This window comes from Thermus caliditerrae (genome assembly GCF_021462525.1).
In the GTDB taxonomy this organism is placed as follows: Bacteria; Deinococcota; Deinococci; order Deinococcales; family Thermaceae; genus Thermus; species Thermus caliditerrae.
Genome location: NZ_JAKEDT010000033.1, coordinates 1 through 14,411, shown reverse-complemented (window position 1 = coordinate 14,411; position 14,411 = coordinate 1). Strand labels below are relative to the sequence as shown.

Here is a 14,411-nt window from a genome sequence, read left to right as displayed (position 1 = left end):
GCTACAGGGTCGGTTCCCCATCTTTTTATCCCACTCAGTGTCTCACATGTGTCTGTCCGGGTTCAGGCCCGGCCACGAACTCCCCCATGCCCCGGGCCCGCACCGCGTACCCCCTAAAGGTTCCCTCCCCCGCCACAGGACCCTCCCAGTAGGCCACCCGGGTGGTGCGGGAGAGGATCTCCCCTTCAAGGAAGAGGGGACGGAGGGTAAGGTCCAGCTCCGGCCCCAGGAGGCGCCAGGCGAGGGTGTAGGTCCGGCCCGAGGGGCTCGTCCAGACCTCGAGGGGCACGAAGGCCAGCTCCAGGGCCTCCGCCCGCCCTAAGGGGTCCACCCGGCTCCCCAGCACCTGGACCACCCGGCCCTCCCGGTCCTTCACCTGGTAGGCCATGAGCTCGGAGCCGTCGGAAAGGTGCAGGCCGAACCAGTCCCAGGTGGCGGAAACCCCGGAAAACTGCTCCCCCCACTGGTGGTCCAGCCAAGCCTCCCCCTGGGCCTCCTCCCCCTGGATGCGGCCAGCGGCTTCCACCCGGGTATAGGACTGGTAGTAGAGGCGCCCCGTGGCCTCGGTGCCCGAGTAGCCAGGGGGGTGAACCACGGGCGGCTTCAGGGGAAGGAAGGTGAGGTCCACGGGACCGGCCAGGAGGCGGAAGCCCTCGCCTTCCCGCCAGAAGCGCCAGCCGGAAACCTCCAGGTAGGGGCCCGGCGCCGCCCGGCTCCGGGGGGCCAGGAGGTCCTGGTCCGCCACCTCCAGGAAAAGCCTCTCCCCTGTGCGCAGGTCGGTGAGGGCCAGGTGGGCAGCGTGGAAGGCCCCAAAGAGGCTTCCGGGAAGGCCCAGGATGCGGAAGGAAGGGGGCGCGTAGGCTTTGAAGAAGGCGAAGTGGAAGGCGTAAGGGTAAACCCACCCGGAGGCGTACCACCACTCCACGGAAGCGGGCTTGGGGTCCCAGTCCTTGGGGTCGGGAAGCCTTTGGGGGTCCACCCCCAAAAGGGCCGGGGCGCAGGCCCCTAGGAGCAGGGGAAGAAGGAAAAGGCGCCGCATACCCTCACTTTATTCACCTAACCCCCGGGCCCTTGTTGTCTTGGCCATAAACTGGACGGAGGCATGACCGACACCCACGCCCACCTGGACTTCCTGGAAGAAAGCGAGCTGGCCGAGGCCAGGGCCCACCTTCCCGAGCTCAAGGCCGTCCTCACCCTGGGGGTGGACCCCGGCCGTTGGGAAAGGACCCTGAGCCTGGCCCAAGGAAACGTCTACGCCGCCGTGGGCCTCCACCCCACCTCGGCCCACCTCCTCTCCCCCGAGGTGGAGGAGGCCCTCAGGCACCATGCCCGCCACCCCCGGGTCCGGGCCATCGGGGAGACGGGCCTGGACTACTACTGGACCCCGGAAACAAAATCCGCCCAGCTCAAGGCCCTGGACTTCCAGGCGGCCTTGGCGCAAGAGCTAGGGCTACCCCTGGTCCTGCACGTGCGCAGCAAAGACGGCCAGGCGGAGGAGGACCTGGCGGCCTGGCTTCGGGTCCATCGCCCCAGCAAGGTCGTTCTACACGCCTTTTCTGGCCATCCTTCCCTGGAAAGGGCGGGCCTCGAGGTGGAGGCCTACTTCAGCTTCGCTGGCCCCCTTACCTACAAGAAAAACCAGGCCCTGCGGGAAGCGGCCAGGAGGCTCCCCGCAGATCGGCTCCTGGTGGAAACCGACGCCCCCTTCCTGTCCCCGGAGCCCTACCGGGGAAGGCGCAACCTCCCCCACTACGTGCGCCACACTTTGGCCAAACTAGCCGAGGTGCGGGGGCTGGCCTGGGAGGAAGCGGAGGCCCTCACCGACCGGAACGCGGCCACCCTCTTCCGCTGGGCCTAGGGGTGCTGGCCCCAAGCCCGATGGGTCAGAATGGGGGGTGAGATGAAGCGGCTTTTTGTCCTCCTAACCTTCCTCCTCTCCGCCCTGGCCGCCCCCAGGCTGGTGGAGCCGGGCGATGGGGTCAAGTCCCTTTTGGACCTCATCGCCTCGGCCTAGCAGGAAATCCTGGAAATCCTAGTTGAAGATGTACTTCTGGGCCCCAAGCCGCCTGGACCTGGTGGAGGCCCGGGGGAAGGCCGTGGCCCGAGGGGTGCGGGTGCGCCTGGTGGGGAGCCCCGCCGAACCCGGGGACACCTACTTCCTGGCGGGGGCCGAGGAGCTAAAGCAGGCGGGTGCCGAGGTGCGCTTCCTGCCCGACCCCTACGTGCACGCCAAGGTCCTGGTGCAGGACGGGGAGGTGGCCCTCTTGGGCAGCCTTAACCTCAGCGCCAACTCCTTGAACGCCAACCGGGAGCTTTCCGTGCTCCTGCGGAAGAAGGAAGCCCCCGAGGCTTTCGCCCGGCTTCTTTCCGTGATGGAAAAGGATTTCCAGGCGGGCTTCCCTGAAAACCCCTTCGCCCTGCCCCCGGTGGAGGGGGTGGTGCCGTGGCAGGAAGCCCCCCGCTACTTCGGCCGCGTGGCCAAGGTGGAGGGGGTCATCCAGGCGGTGGAGGACCGCGGCACGGTGGCCTTCTTGAAGTTCGGCCCTGGGGAAAGCGACCTCAGGCTGGTGGTCTTCCCGAGAAGCTACGGCCTCTTCCAGCAACCCTTCCCGCAGAGCTACCTGAGCAAGCGGGTGCGGGCCACGGGCCGCATCGTCCTCTACGCCGGGTACTACGAGATCGTGCTGGACGACCCCTCGGCCCTCGAGGTGCTGGATGGAAGCCCTTAAAGCCTTGGGCTACGAGATAAGCCCCATCGAAGGAGGCTTCTACGGGGAAAAACGCCAAGGGGGTGTGGTCTACCAGGTTTTCTACTCAGAAGAGGGGGATGTGCGCCTAAGACGTCTCCGCTTCCTAAGGGAGGAGGCAAAGCCCTTAAACCTGGCCGGGGTGGCAGGGGAGTGGGCGGCCCGGTACCAGGTGGAGGAGAACTTCTTCGCTGTGGCGAACCCTCAGGACCTCCCCAGCCTGGTCCTGGCCTTTGAGCGCCTTGACCTAGGGGGAGAAACCCCCTAAACTCAAGGGCAATATGCGTCTGCCCCAGGGTAATGACGCCTAGACGGGGGGCAAGGCCATCCGGCCCCCCCGGTCCCCCATGGCCGGGGGGGTCAAACCTTAAGAGGAGGGAGCATGCGGGTTCTGGTGCGGGACTTGAAGAAGCATGTGGGCGAAGAGGTGGAGCTTCTGGGCTTTCTCCACTGGCGGCGGGACCTGGGCAAGGTGCAGTTCCTATTGCTCCGGGACCGAAGCGGCATCGTGCAGGTGGTCACGGGGGGGCAGAAGCTCCCCCTCCCCGAGTCCAGCCTCCGGGTGCGGGGGGTGGTGGTGGCCAACGCCAAGGCCCCCGGGGGCCTCGAGGTCCAGGCCAAGGCCATAGAGGTCCTCTCCCCCGCCCTGGAGCCCACCCCGGTGGAAATCCCCAAGGAGGAGTGGCGGGCCAGCCCTGACACCCTCCTGGAGTACCGCTACGTCACCTTAAGGGGGGAGAAGGCCCGCGCCCCCCTTAAGGTGCAGGCCGCCTTGGTGCGGGGCTTTCGCCGGTATTTGGACCGCCAAGACTTCACCGAAATCTTCACCCCCAAGGTGGTGCGGGCAGGAGCCGAGGGGGGTTCGGGGCTTTTCGGGGTGGACTACTTTGAGTACCGGGCCTACCTGGCCCAGTCCCCCCAGCTTTACAAGCAGATCATGGTGGGGGTCTTCGAGCGGGTCTACGAGGTGGCCCCGGTCTGGCGCATGGAGGAGCACAACACCAGCCGCCACCTGAACGAGTACCTCTCCCTGGACGTGGAAATGGGCTTCATCCAGGATGAGGAGGACCTCATGCGGCTGGAGGAAGGCCTTCTCCAAGAGATGCTGGAGGAAGCCCTTTCCAGCGCCGGAAACGAGATCCGGCTTTTGGAAGCCGAGTGGCCCTCCTTCCCCAAGGAGATTCCCCGCCTGACCCACGCCGAGGCTCGGAGGATCCTGAAGGAAGAGCTGGGCTATCCTGTAGGCCAGGACCTCTCCGAGGAAGCGGAGCGCCTCCTGGGCCAGTACGCCCAGGAGCGCTGGGGCTCGGACTGGCTCTTCATCACCCGCTACCCCAAAGCCCTCCGGCCCTTCTACACCTACCCGGAGCCAGACGGCACCACCCGGAGCTTTGACCTCCTCTTCCGCGGCCTGGAGATCACCTCGGGGGGCCAGCGCATCCACCGCTACCCGGACCTGGTGGAAAGCCTAAGGGCCAAGGGCATGGACCTCGAGGGCTTTAAGGGCTACCTGGAGGTCTTCAAGTACGGCATGCCCCCCCACGGGGGCTTCGCCATCGGAGCGGAAAGGCTCACGCAAAAGCTTCTCGGCCTGCCCAACGTGCGCTACGCCCGGGCTTTCCCCCGGGACCGCCACCGCCTCACGCCTTAGGCCCCGCCTCTGGGGTCCCCATCGCGGCACAAGCCGCGATGGGGTGTTCAGAACCGGTCGAAGAGGATGGCCCGCTTGACCTCCTCGATGAGCTGGGTCACGGGGATCTCCCGGGGGCAGGCCTCCGTGCAGTTGTAAGCGGTGCGGCACCGCCAAACCCCGCTCCCCGAACCCAGGGCCTTGAACCGCTCCCTCTTGCCCCGGTCGCGGGAGTCAAAGATGAAGCGGTGGGCCTGGACGATGGCCGCCGGGCCCAGGTACGCGCCGTTTACCCAGAAGACCGGGCAGCTGGTGGTACAGGAAGCGCAGAGGATGCACTTGGTGCCGTGGTCAAACCGCTCCCGTTCCTCAGGGCTTTGCAAACGCTCCCGCGCAGGGGGCGGCTCGTCGTTGATGAGGTAGGGCTTCACCGCCCGGTAGGCGGCGAAGAAGGGCTCCATGTCCACGATGAGATCCTTCTCCACCGGCAGGCCCCGGATGGGTTCCACGGTGATCACGTTCCCCAGGTCCTTCACCAAGGTCTTGCAGGCCAGGCGGTTTCTGCCGTTGATGAGCATGGCATCGGAGCCGCAGATGCCGTGGCCGCAGCTCCGGCGGAAGGCCAGGGTGCCGTCCTGGTCCCACTTCACCTTGTGGAGGAGGTCCAGGACCCGGTCCCAAGGTTCGGCCTCCACCTGGTAGGTGTGCCAGGTGGGCTTTTGGTCCTTGGCGGGGTCAAAGCGGAGGATCTTCAGGGTTACCTGCATGGTGCCTCCTAGTAGGTGCGGGCCTTGGGCTCAAAGCGGCCCAGGACCACGGGCTTGTAGCGGAAGGTCACCTTGCCGTCGGCCACCTTGTAGGCCAGGGTGTGCTTGAGCCAGTTGGCATCGTCCCGCTCGGGGTAATCCTCCCGGGCATGGGCCCCGCGGGACTCGGTGCGGTTCAAAGCGGAGTGCACCAGGGCCTCGGAGACCTCGAGGAGGTACCCAAGCTCCAGGGCCTCCACCAGCTCGGTGTTATAGGCCTCCCCCTTGTCGTCGATGGAGATGTGCCGGTAGCGGTCCATGAGCTCCTTCAGGATATCCACCTGCTTGGTAAGGAGTTCCCCGGTGCGGAAGACGGAGGCGTGGTCCATCATGGACTGCTGGAGCTCGGCCCGCAAGACGGCCACCTTCTCCTTGCCCGTGGAGTTCTTGATGCGCTCAATGCGCTCGCGGCTTTCGCCCAGATGGTCGGCCTTGAGCTCGTGGTAATCGGCGTCCTTGGCGAAGCGGGCCGCATGGATCCCCGCGCGCCGACCAAAGACCACTAGATCCCCCAAGGAGTTGGTCCCCAGGCGGTTGGCCCCGTGCAGGCTGACGCAGGCCGCTTCCCCGGCAGCGTAAAGCCCAGGCACCACGGTGTTGTTCTCGTCCCGGATGACCTGGCCCCAGAGGGTGGTGGGAATCCCTCCCATGGCGTAGTGGGCGGTGGGCATCACCGGCACCGGCTCCTTCAAGGGGTCCACCCCCAGGTAGATGCGGCTGAACTCGGTGATGTCGGGAAGCTTCTTCTCAATGACCTCGGGGGGCAAGTGGGTGAGGTCCAGGAGGACGTGGTCCTTCTTGGGGCCCACCCCCCGGCCCTCCCGCACCTCCAGGTACATGGCCCGGGCCACCATGTCCCGGGGGGCCAGGTCCTTGATGGTGGGGGCGTAGCGCTCCATGAAACGCTCCCCCAGGGCGTTGCGCAGGATGCCCCCCTCGCCCCGGGCTCCCTCGGTAAGGAGGATGCCCAAGGGGTAAAGCCCCGTGGGGTGGAACTGGTAGAACTCCATGTCCTCGAGGGGAAGCCCCTTGCGGTAGAGGATGGCCTGCAGGTCCCCGGTGAGGGTGTAGGCGTTGGAGGTCACCTTGTAGATGCGGCCAAACCCCCCGGAGGCGATGACGATGGCCTTGGCCTGGAAGAGGTGGAGCTCCCCGGTGGCGAGCTCGTAGGCCACCAGGCCCTTAGCCACCCCGTCCTCCAGGATGACGTCGGTCACATGGAACTCGTTGTAAAAGGTGATGTTATGCTTCACGCACTGCTGGTAGAGGGTCTGGAGGATCATGTGCCCGGTGCGGTCGGCGGCGTGGGCCGCCCGGTGCACCGGGGCCTTGCCCCAGTCCTTGGTGTGGCCCCCGAAGCGGCGCTGGGCGATCTTGCCGCTGGGAAGGCGGTCAAAGGGAAGGCCCATGTGCTCCAGCTCCAGGACCGCCTCGATCACCTCCTTGGCGAAGACCTCGGCGGCGTCCTGGTCGGTGAGGTAGTCACCCCCCTTCACCGTGTCGAACATGTGCCATTCCCAGTGGTCCTCCTCCACGTTGCCCAAGGCCGCCCCTATGCCTCCTTGGGCCGCCCCCGTGTGGCTTCGCGTGGGGTAGAGCTTGGTCACCACCGCCACGTCCGCGCCCTCTCTGGCTGCGTAAAGGGCGGTGGCCAGGCCCGCCCCGCCCGCGCCCACCACGATCACCTCGTGTCTGTGCGCCATATCACTTCACCCCAAAATCATGGTTGAAGAGGGAAAGGCTCCCCAGGAAGAAAAGAAAGCCGATCAAGCCGTAGACCACCACCTTGGTCCAGAAACGCCGGGAAGGGTTGCGCACCCAATCGTCCAAGACGTAGCGCAGGCCGTTGGCCCCGTGCAACAAACCGAGGGCCAGGATGAGCCAGTCGTAGACCTTCCAGGTGGTCTGGGAAAGTCTCTTGGCCACGTAATCGTAGTCGATCTTGTTGAGGTCCATGAGAACGGCGTTCATCCACATGTGGCCGATGAGCATGAAGACCAGAACCACCCCGGAGATGCGCATGAAGACCCACCAGTAGAGCTCCAGGTTGGTGCTGGCCTCGAGCCTTGCCTCCTCGTAGCGCTTGGACTTAATCGCCATGGCCGCCTCCCAGGATGTTCCCGCCGATCCGGATCAGGAAGGGCAGGTAGAAGACCACGAAGAGAACCCAAACCCCGTACCAAAGCTGGCGCTGGTAGCGCACCCCCCAGGAGGTGAAGTCCATAAGGATGATCCGGAGGCCGTTGAACCCGTGGTAGAGCACCCCAGCGACGAGGGCGAGAAGCCCCAGCTGAAACACGGGCTGGTGATAGAACTTCATGAGGGCGTTGGACACCTCCGGGCCCCACATGGCGCTGGAAATGTTGGCCACGTGAAGCATGAGGAAGACCACAATGCCCAAGCCCGAGATCCGGTGCAGGTAAAACGCCCACTGCCCTTCTCTTCCCCTGTACATGGCACCTCCTTACCGGGGCTATCATACACCTTTCACCCATGAAGGATGCGTCGGGCAGGCCACTCTCTCCTCGCTATACCCCAGTACGGTATCCGAATGCGCGCCAGCACGCCCCGCACCCTGCCCTCCCTTGGGGGAAGGGGGAAGGCCGCCTTCCCCTTTCGCCTACAGGGGGTTTAGGGCGGGTTTTCCCGCCTCGGAACGAGGTATTGACAGGGGGGGAGGGGGGGGCCATAATGGGGGGCGTGCCGTGGGGGAATACCCCGGGGGGCACGGGAAGGAGGTGGTCATGGTGGAACTCTTTGGATTCGGTCCGCATCTGATGGTGGATGGCTACGACGCCAACCCCGCCAAACTCCGGGACGCCGAGCTGGTACGCCGCGTCCTGGACGAGCTCCCCGAGGAGATGGAGATGACCAAGGTGCTTCCCCCCTTCGTCTACAGCTACGGCCCCGAGGGGGAGGAAGGGGTGACCGGGGTGGTGATCATCGCCGAAAGCCACATCGCCATCCACACCTTCCCCAAGAAGCGCTTCCTCTCCATCGACATCTTCTCCTGTAAGGCCTTCGACATGGCCAAGGTGCTCAAGAAGTTGGCGGAAGTCTTTGAAATCGGCCGCTACGAAACCTACATGATCAACCGGGGCAAGGAGTTCCCCAAAGACCCCGAGCTGGCCCGCCAGATCGTCCTGGGTGAGAGGGAGTACCTCGAGGCCCGGGTGAGCTAAAAGAGCGCCCCCCACCCCCGGGCGTGCCCCGGGGGTTTCATTTTGGACTCATCCTTCCTGCCTAGCCTTAGGAGAGGAGGCTAAGGTATGGTGCGCAAGTTACTGCCCCTGCTTCTTGCGGTGCTCTCTCTGGCCTCGGCTCAAGGTTTCCGCGGCCTCTCCCTGGGCACCCCGTATCCGGAGCTCGGGGTCCAGCCTGGGGAAAGCGTGAACCTGACGCTGAGCGTGAAGAACCACGGCCTGCCCCCCGGGGTGGTGCGCCTCTCCGTGGCCGAGGCCCCTAGCGGGTGGCAAGCGAGCCTCATCGGGAACGGGAGGCTGGTGCGGGCCGTCTACCTAGCCCCCGACGGGGAGGCCAGCCTAACCTTGCGCCTCCAGCCCCCCAAGGAGGTCAAACCCGGCACCTACCGCTTCCTGGTGCGGGCCGAAGGCCTGGGGCAGACCGCTACCCTGCCCATCGCCCTGGTGGTGGGCCAGGGCCTGCCACAAAGGCTAAGCCTCGAGGCCGAGCTCCCCATCCTCAAGGGCCCGCCCACCAGCTCCTTCCGCTACCGGGTGACCCTGAAGAACGAATCCGACCGCGACCTCCTGGTTTCCCTGGAGTACGAGGCCCCCAAGGGCTTCCAGGTCACCTTCACCCCCGCCTTCGCCAGCCAGCAGGTGACCAGCCTCCCCATCAAGGCCGGGGAGAGCAAGGACCTGGACGTGGAGGTCTCCTTGCCCAAGGACACCAAGGCCGACACCTACGGCCTCACCCTGCGGGCGGTGGCTGGGGAGGCCAAGGCGGAGCTCGCCCTCACCCTGGAGGTGACGGGACGGCCTGAAGTGCGCTTTACCACCAAGGAAGGGCGGCTTTCCGGTCAGGTGGTGGCGGGCCGGGAAAACGCGGTGAAGCTCCTCCTCAAAAACGAGGGGAGCGCCCCCGCCAAGAACCTTTCCTTCAGCGCCATGGAGCCCTCCGGCTGGGAGGTGAAGTTTGAACCGGAGAAGCTGGAGGTCCTGGAACCCGGGCAGGAGCGGGAGGTCACCGCCCGCATCAAGCCCTCCCCCAAGGCGGTCACCGGGGACTACATGGTGACCCTTAGCCTCTCCGGAGCCGAGGGCCTCTCCGAGAGCCTGGACTACCGGGCCACCGTGGTGCGCTCCAGCCTCTGGGGCCTGGTGGGGGTGGGCATCATGGCGGTGGCCCTCCTGGTCCTGGGCTTCGCCGTGAACCGCTTCGGCCGGAGGTGACCATGGCGGTCATCGAAACCCGCGGCCTCACCAAGCGCTACGGCCGGGTGGTGGCCGTGGAAGGCCTGAACCTGGAGGTACACGAGGGGGAGGTCTTCGGCCTTCTGGGCCCCAACGGCTCAGGCAAGACCACCACCATCCTCATGCTCCTGGGCCTCACCGAGCCCACCTCGGGCGAGGCCCGGGTCCTGGGCCTGGACCCCATGCGGGAACCCCTGAAGGTCAAGGCCAAGGTGGGCTACCTCCCGGACCAGGTGGGCTTCTACGGGGAACTCACCGCCTGGGAAAACCTGCGCTACACCTCGAGGCTCCTGGGCCTCCCCGAGGCCGAGGCCAAAGCCCGCATCGAGGAGGTCTTGCGGCGCATGGGCCTCTGGGAGGTGCGGGACCGGAAGGTTTCGGCCTTCAGCCGGGGAATGCGCCAGCGACTGGGCCTGGCGGAGGTGCTCCTCAAGCGCCCCAAGGTGGCCATCCTGGACGAGCCCACCCTGGGCTTGGACCCCGAGGCCGCCCGGGAGTTCCTGGAGCTCATCAAGGGCCTGAAAGCCGAGGGCATCACCGTTCTCCTTTCCAGCCACCTCCTGCACCAGGTGCAGGAGGTCTGCGATCGGGTGGGCCTCTTCCACAAGGGGCGTCTTGCCCTTTTGGGCACCGTGGAGGAGTTGGCGCAAAAGGTCTTGGGCGGCGGCTACGAGATCCTGGTGGAGGCGGGGCCAGGTCTGGAGGCAGCCTTCGGGGAGCTGGAGGGGGTGGCGCGGGTGGAAGCGGAGGCAGGACGCTACCGCGTCCTGGCCAGCCGCGACCTGCGCTCCGAGCTGGCCCGGGTGGCCGTGGAACGCGGAGCCCTCTTCGGCCTGGCCCTGCGCCGCCCCAGCCTGGACGAGGTCTACGCCCACTACTTCAAGGAGGTGGCCCATGCGGCGTGAGGGTTCCCCCTGGACTGGGCTATGGGCGGTCTTCTTCAAGGAGATGGCCGACCACCTCACCGGCCTCAGGATGCGCATCCTGGAAGGCCTCATCCTCCTTTCCGCCCTGGCAGCGGTGTACACCGGAACCCAGACTCTGCGCCAGACCGTGGGAGAGGACCCCTACCTCTACCTCAAGCTCCTCACCACCGCCCAGGATCCCCTGCCCTCCTTCGTGGGCTTCCTCTCCTTCTTCGTGCCCCTGGCGGCCATCGCCTTGGCCTTCGATGCGGTGAACGGGGAATACGCTAGGGGAACGCTTTCCCGTATCCTCTCCCAGCCCATCTACCGGGACGCCCTCCTCTTCGGCAAGTTTCTGGCGGGGCTTGGCACCCTGGCGGTGCTCCTCTTGGCCCTCTTCCTCCTGGTGGTGGGCCTGGGCCTCTTCACCCTGGGGGTGCCTCCCGGAGGCGAGGAAATGGCCCGGGCCTTCCTCTTCCTCCTGGCCACCTTGGCCTACGCGGGGGTGTGGTTGGCCCTGGGCCTCCTCTTCTCCGTCCTCTTCCGCCAGCCAGCCACCGCCGCCTTGGCGGCCATTGGGGTTTGGCTCTTCTTCGCCGTCTTCTTCCCCATCCTCACCGACCTGGCGGCAAGCGCCCTTCTTTTGCAGGCGGACCCCTTCGACCCGGAAAGCCAGCTCCGGCAGGCCAACCTGGCCCTTTGGATCTCCCGCCTCTCCCCCAACACCCTGTACGCGGAAACCCTGACCGCCGTCCTCAACCCAGCGGTGCGCTCCTTGGGCCCCATCCTCATCACCCAGCTGGAGGGCGCCGTACTGGGCACACCCCTCCCCTTGGGCCAGAGCCTCCTTCTGGTCTGGCCCCAGCTCACGGGGCTTTTCGCCCTCTTCATCCTCCTCTTCACCCTGGCCTACGTGGCCTTCCAGCGCCAGGAGGTGCGGGCCTGAGCCCCCCAGAAAGCGGCACCCGCCCTGGCCCGGGCCAGGGCGGGCCGTTTAGGGCACGCCCTATTCCTCCAACCACTCTGTGGCGTAGGCGCTGGTCTTGGGGATGATGCAGAGGAACTCCACCGGCTCTTCCCCCTCGTTCACGTAGGCGTGAGGGGTGTCCGGGGGAATGTAAACCGCCTGCCCAGCAGCCACCTCCTTGACCTCGTCGCCCAGGTAAACCTTCATGCGCCCAGAAAGCACGTACTGCTCGTGCTCAATGGTGGGGTGCTTATGCTTGGGGATGCGGCCCCCCGGCAGAATGGTGAACTTGCGGGTGATGAAGTGGGGGGCTCCATCCTCAGGGCCGATGAGCACCTGGATAAAGGCCTTCTCCCCCCGTTCCACGGGACGGGCCTCCACGCTGGCCCCCTGCTTGACCACGGGCTTCATGGCGACCATTGTAGCAAAAGGCCCTCCACTTCCTCATCGGTGACCTCGCCGAAGTCCATGAAGTAGGCCCCCACGGCGGCGAAGTCCGGTGGGGTGGAGAGGGCCACCACCTCGGCTTGATCCTTCAGCCTCTCCACCGCATCCGGGCTGGCTACAGGCACCGCCACCACCACTCGCCGGGGTTTTTCCGAGAGAACCACGGCCAAGGCCGCCTCCATGGTGGAACCGGTGGCGATGCCGTCGTCCACCAACACCACATCCCGGCCCGCAAGGGGCACCTTTGGCCTCACCTTACGGTAACGCTCAGCCCGCCTGCGGATCACGTCCTTCTGCCGGGCTGCCTCGCGCTCCAGGTAGCTGGGGTCGGCGTACTGGTAGGCATAGGGCTTCAACACCAAGCCCCCCTTCTCCCCCACCGCCCCCAGGGCGAACTCCGGATTTCCTGGGGCTCCCACCTTGCGCACCAGGACCACATCCAGTTCTCCTGAAAGGCGCCGGGCCACCTCGTCGGCCACCACTACCCCACCCCGGGGGATGCCCAGGACCACGGGCGCCTCGAGGCCCAGGGGTTTCAAGGCCTCGGCCAGGAGGGCACCGGCGTGTCTGCGGTCGCGGAAGCGCATAGGAAACCTCCTTACCCATGCTACACCGGGCCCGGGTCTTGAACGCGGTATAAAGTGTTTGGTAGCCTGGGGCCCAAGGAGGTCAGCATGGCCCACGTAAGCTCCAAACCTTGGCTCGCCCATTATGACCCAGGCGTATCAGCAGAGGTGGATATCCCTCCCATCCCCCTGTGGCGCTTTCTGGAGGACAGCGCCCAGCGCTACCCCAAGAACGTGGCCCTGGAGTTTTTGGGCAAGACCCTGAGCTACGTCGAGCTTTGGGACCTGGCCCGACGTTTCGCCGGTGGGCTGAAGGAGCTGGGGGTCAAACCCGGGGACCGGGTGGCCATCATGCTCCCCAACTCCCCCCAGTTCGTCATCGCCTTCTACGGCACCCTGCTGGCGGGAGGGGTGGGGGTGAACGTGAATCCCCTCTATACCCCCAGGGAGCTAAGGCACCAGCTGGCAGACGCGGGGGCGGAAACCCTGGTGATCTTGGATCACCTCCTGCCCCGCTTCCTGGAGGTGCAGGGGGAAACCCCGGTGAAGCGCACCGTGGTCACGGGCATTAAGGACTTCCTCCCCTTCCCCAAAAACCTCCTCTACCCCTTGAAGGCCAGGAAGGACAAGCTCCCGCTGGGCTTCCCCAAAAAGGAGGGCTTTTTCGCCTTCACCGAGCTCCTCAAGCACGCCCCAGCCACCCCCCACGCCTCAGACCCCGAGGATCTGGCCCTCCTCCAGTACACCGGCGGCACCACGGGAATCTCCAAGGGCGCCATGCTCACCCATAGGAACCTGGTGGCCAACGTCCTGCAGATCGACACCTGGGACCCCACCTCCAAGGACCTGCTGGGCAAGGGGGTGATGCTGGGTGCTTTGCCCTTCTTCCACGTCTACGGCATGACCGTGGCCATGAACTACGGGCTCTTCTCCGGCTACAAGATCGTCCTCCTGCCCAGGCCCGAGATCCATGCCATCGTGGAGGCCATCGAGAAGCACCAGGTCACCCACTTCCCCGGCGTGCCCACCCTGTACGTGGCCTTCAACAACTTCCCCGGCATCGAACGGCGCAACGTGAAAAGCATCCGCATCTGCCTCTCGGGAGCGGCCCCCCTGCCCGTGGAGGTGGCCAAGCGCTTTGAGGAGATCACCGGGGCCCGGCTGATCGAGGGCTATGGCCTCTCGGAGGCGAGCCCGGTGACCCATTCCAACCCCGTGCTGGGGGAGGTGAAAAAGGGCTCCATCGGCATGCCCTTCCCCAGCGTGGAGGCCAAGGTGGTGGACGAGGAGGGGAACGAGGTGCCCCTGGGCGAGGTGGGCGAGCTCATCGTCCAAGGCCCCAACGTCATGAAAGGCTACTGGAACCGCCCCGAAGAAACCGCAAAAACCCTCAAAAACGGCTGGCTCTTCACCGGCGATATGGCCCGCATGGACCAAGACGGCTACTTCTACATCGTCGACCGCAAAAAAGACATGATCATCGCCGGCGGCTACAACATCTACCCCAGGGAAGTGGAAGAAGTCCTCTACCAGCACCAAGCCGTCCAGGAAGCCGCCGTGGTGGGCGTCCCCGACCCCTACCGCGGGGAAACCGTCGCCGCCTTCCTCGTCCTCAAAGACGAGTTCAAAGGCAAGGTCTCGGAAATGGACATCGAGGCCTTCTGCCGCCAAAACCTCGCCGCCTACAAGGTCCCCCGCATCATCCAGTTCCGCGACACCCTCCCCAAGTCCAGCGTGGGGAAGATCCTCAGGCGGGAGCTCCGTGAGGAGTTCGCCAAGAAAAACCCCTAAAGGGGGCGCGCTTTTAAGGTCCCCGTCGTGGCTTAGGCCACGACGGGGTACCCCACATTCCGCACCCCTCTCACTCCAGGAGGTAATATCGCTCCACCCCCAAGAGGCGCACCACC

The 14,411-nt window shown here is 65.8% G+C and carries 16 protein-coding genes; 9 read left to right on the top strand and 7 right to left on the bottom strand.

Annotated features, from left to right (window positions below; genetic code table 11):
* Positions 1–34 precede the first annotated feature (34 nt).
* Complete coding sequence (locus L1088_RS12050) at positions 35–1,039, bottom strand: lipocalin-like domain-containing protein (RefSeq protein ID WP_234555292.1); 1,005 nt, start codon at positions 1,037–1,039, stop codon at positions 35–37.
* Positions 1,040–1,102: 63 nt separating this feature from the next.
* Between L1088_RS12050 and L1088_RS12045 the strand changes: the two genes are divergently transcribed.
* From L1088_RS12045 to aspS, 4 genes are all read left to right on the top strand, one after another.
* The gene (locus tag L1088_RS12045; protein WP_234555291.1) at positions 1,103–1,858 is read left to right on the top strand and encodes a TatD family hydrolase; all 756 of its coding nucleotides are present in this window, start codon (positions 1,103–1,105) and stop codon (positions 1,856–1,858) included.
* A 178-nt stretch (positions 1,859–2,036) separates the two neighbouring features.
* Positions 2,037–2,729 (top strand): phospholipase D-like domain-containing protein, encoded by a 693-nt coding sequence (locus L1088_RS12040; protein WP_500303606.1) that lies wholly within the window; start codon positions 2,037–2,039, stop codon positions 2,727–2,729.
* Positions 2,716–3,015 carry a hypothetical protein gene (locus L1088_RS12035; protein WP_234555289.1) on the top strand — a complete coding sequence of 100 codons (300 nt, stop codon included), beginning with the start codon at positions 2,716–2,718 and terminating at the stop codon, positions 3,013–3,015. Before L1088_RS12040 ends, L1088_RS12035 begins: the two co-directional genes overlap by 14 nt.
* 114 nt (positions 3,016–3,129) lie before the next feature.
* Positions 3,130–4,398, top strand: coding sequence for an aspartate--tRNA(Asn) ligase (gene aspS, locus L1088_RS12030; protein ID WP_234555288.1), 1,269 nt, complete (start codon positions 3,130–3,132; stop codon positions 4,396–4,398).
* Between the two features lie 47 nt (positions 4,399–4,445).
* On the opposite strand, the gene L1088_RS12025 is transcribed toward aspS, so the two are convergent.
* From L1088_RS12025 to sdhC, 4 genes are read right to left on the bottom strand one after another with little or no spacing between them, the layout of a single operon-like run.
* Entirely contained in the window at positions 4,446–5,144 is a 699-nt protein-coding gene (locus L1088_RS12025) for a succinate dehydrogenase iron-sulfur subunit (RefSeq protein WP_135343519.1), read from the bottom strand.
* An 8-nt stretch (positions 5,145–5,152) separates the two neighbouring features.
* Positions 5,153–6,886, bottom strand: a complete 1,734-nt coding sequence (gene sdhA, locus L1088_RS12020; protein ID WP_234555286.1) for a succinate dehydrogenase flavoprotein subunit — start codon at positions 6,884–6,886, stop codon at positions 5,153–5,155.
* A 1-nt stretch (position 6,887) separates the two neighbouring features.
* On the bottom strand, positions 6,888–7,283 hold the full coding sequence (locus L1088_RS12015) for a succinate dehydrogenase hydrophobic membrane anchor subunit (RefSeq protein WP_038045783.1): 396 nt from the start codon (positions 7,281–7,283) through the stop codon (positions 6,888–6,890).
* Positions 7,273–7,638, bottom strand: a complete 366-nt coding sequence (sdhC, locus tag L1088_RS12010) for a succinate dehydrogenase, cytochrome b556 subunit (RefSeq protein WP_038045780.1) — start codon at positions 7,636–7,638, stop codon at positions 7,273–7,275. The genes L1088_RS12015 and sdhC overlap by 11 nt, the downstream gene beginning before the upstream one ends.
* 289 nt (positions 7,639–7,927) lie before the next feature.
* Here sdhC and speD point away from each other — a divergent pair, with 289 nt between their 5' ends.
* From speD to L1088_RS11990, 4 genes are all read left to right on the top strand, one after another.
* A complete protein-coding gene (speD, locus tag L1088_RS12005; protein WP_038049355.1) occupies positions 7,928–8,365 on the top strand; it encodes an adenosylmethionine decarboxylase in 438 nt (145 codons plus the stop codon).
* A gap of 87 nt (positions 8,366–8,452) precedes the next feature.
* Positions 8,453–9,598 carry an NEW3 domain-containing protein gene (locus L1088_RS12000; RefSeq protein ID WP_234555284.1) on the top strand — a complete coding sequence of 382 codons (1,146 nt, stop codon included), beginning with the start codon at positions 8,453–8,455 and terminating at the stop codon, positions 9,596–9,598.
* A 2-nt stretch (positions 9,599–9,600) separates the two neighbouring features.
* Positions 9,601–10,524: an ABC transporter ATP-binding protein gene (locus L1088_RS11995; RefSeq protein WP_234555282.1), complete on the top strand. Its 924-nt coding sequence runs from the start codon at positions 9,601–9,603 to the stop codon at positions 10,522–10,524.
* Complete coding sequence (locus L1088_RS11990; RefSeq protein WP_234555281.1) at positions 10,514–11,470, top strand: ABC transporter permease; 957 nt, start codon at positions 10,514–10,516, stop codon at positions 11,468–11,470. Before L1088_RS11995 ends, L1088_RS11990 begins: the two co-directional genes overlap by 11 nt.
* A 60-nt stretch (positions 11,471–11,530) precedes the next feature.
* On the opposite strand, the gene L1088_RS11985 is transcribed toward L1088_RS11990, so the two are convergent.
* Positions 11,531–11,911, bottom strand: coding sequence for a cupin domain-containing protein (locus tag L1088_RS11985; protein WP_038041750.1), 381 nt, complete (start codon positions 11,909–11,911; stop codon positions 11,531–11,533).
* Positions 11,899–12,525 (bottom strand): phosphoribosyltransferase, encoded by a 627-nt coding sequence (locus tag L1088_RS11980; RefSeq protein WP_234555280.1) that lies wholly within the window; start codon positions 12,523–12,525, stop codon positions 11,899–11,901. Before L1088_RS11980 ends, L1088_RS11985 begins: the two co-directional genes overlap by 13 nt.
* Positions 12,526–12,612: 87 nt before the next feature.
* Between L1088_RS11980 and L1088_RS11975 the strand changes: the two genes are divergently transcribed.
* Positions 12,613–14,295, top strand: a complete 1,683-nt coding sequence (locus L1088_RS11975) for a long-chain-fatty-acid--CoA ligase (RefSeq protein ID WP_234555279.1) — start codon at positions 12,613–12,615, stop codon at positions 14,293–14,295.
* Positions 14,296–14,411 lie beyond the last annotated feature (116 nt).

What these genes read in the sequence shown, in the direction of transcription:
- L1088_RS12050 (WP_234555292.1), bottom strand. Translation starts at nt 1,039, where the DNA reads ATGCGGCGCCTTTTCCTTCTTCCCCTGCTCCTAGGGGCCTGCGCCCCG.
- L1088_RS12045 (WP_234555291.1), top strand. Translation starts at nt 1,103, where the DNA reads ATGACCGACACCCACGCCCACCTGGACTTCCTGGAAGAAAGCGAGCTG.
- L1088_RS12035 (WP_234555289.1), top strand. Translation starts at nt 2,716, where the DNA reads ATGGAAGCCCTTAAAGCCTTGGGCTACGAGATAAGCCCCATCGAAGGA.
- aspS (WP_234555288.1), top strand. Translation starts at nt 3,130, where the DNA reads ATGCGGGTTCTGGTGCGGGACTTGAAGAAGCATGTGGGCGAAGAGGTG.
- L1088_RS12025 (WP_135343519.1), bottom strand. Translation starts at nt 5,144, where the DNA reads ATGCAGGTAACCCTGAAGATCCTCCGCTTTGACCCCGCCAAGGACCAA.
- sdhA (WP_234555286.1), bottom strand. Translation starts at nt 6,886, where the DNA reads ATGGCGCACAGACACGAGGTGATCGTGGTGGGCGCGGGCGGGGCGGGC.
- L1088_RS12015 (WP_038045783.1), bottom strand. Translation starts at nt 7,283, where the DNA reads ATGGCGATTAAGTCCAAGCGCTACGAGGAGGCAAGGCTCGAGGCCAGC.
- sdhC (WP_038045780.1), bottom strand. Translation starts at nt 7,638, where the DNA reads ATGTACAGGGGAAGAGAAGGGCAGTGGGCGTTTTACCTGCACCGGATC.
- speD (WP_038049355.1), top strand. Translation starts at nt 7,928, where the DNA reads ATGGTGGAACTCTTTGGATTCGGTCCGCATCTGATGGTGGATGGCTAC.
- L1088_RS12000 (WP_234555284.1), top strand. Translation starts at nt 8,453, where the DNA reads ATGGTGCGCAAGTTACTGCCCCTGCTTCTTGCGGTGCTCTCTCTGGCC.
- L1088_RS11995 (WP_234555282.1), top strand. Translation starts at nt 9,601, where the DNA reads ATGGCGGTCATCGAAACCCGCGGCCTCACCAAGCGCTACGGCCGGGTG.
- L1088_RS11990 (WP_234555281.1), top strand. Translation starts at nt 10,514, where the DNA reads ATGCGGCGTGAGGGTTCCCCCTGGACTGGGCTATGGGCGGTCTTCTTC.
- L1088_RS11985 (WP_038041750.1), bottom strand. Translation starts at nt 11,911, where the DNA reads ATGGTCGCCATGAAGCCCGTGGTCAAGCAGGGGGCCAGCGTGGAGGCC.
- L1088_RS11980 (WP_234555280.1), bottom strand. Translation starts at nt 12,525, where the DNA reads ATGCGCTTCCGCGACCGCAGACACGCCGGTGCCCTCCTGGCCGAGGCC.
- L1088_RS11975 (WP_234555279.1), top strand. Translation starts at nt 12,613, where the DNA reads ATGGCCCACGTAAGCTCCAAACCTTGGCTCGCCCATTATGACCCAGGC.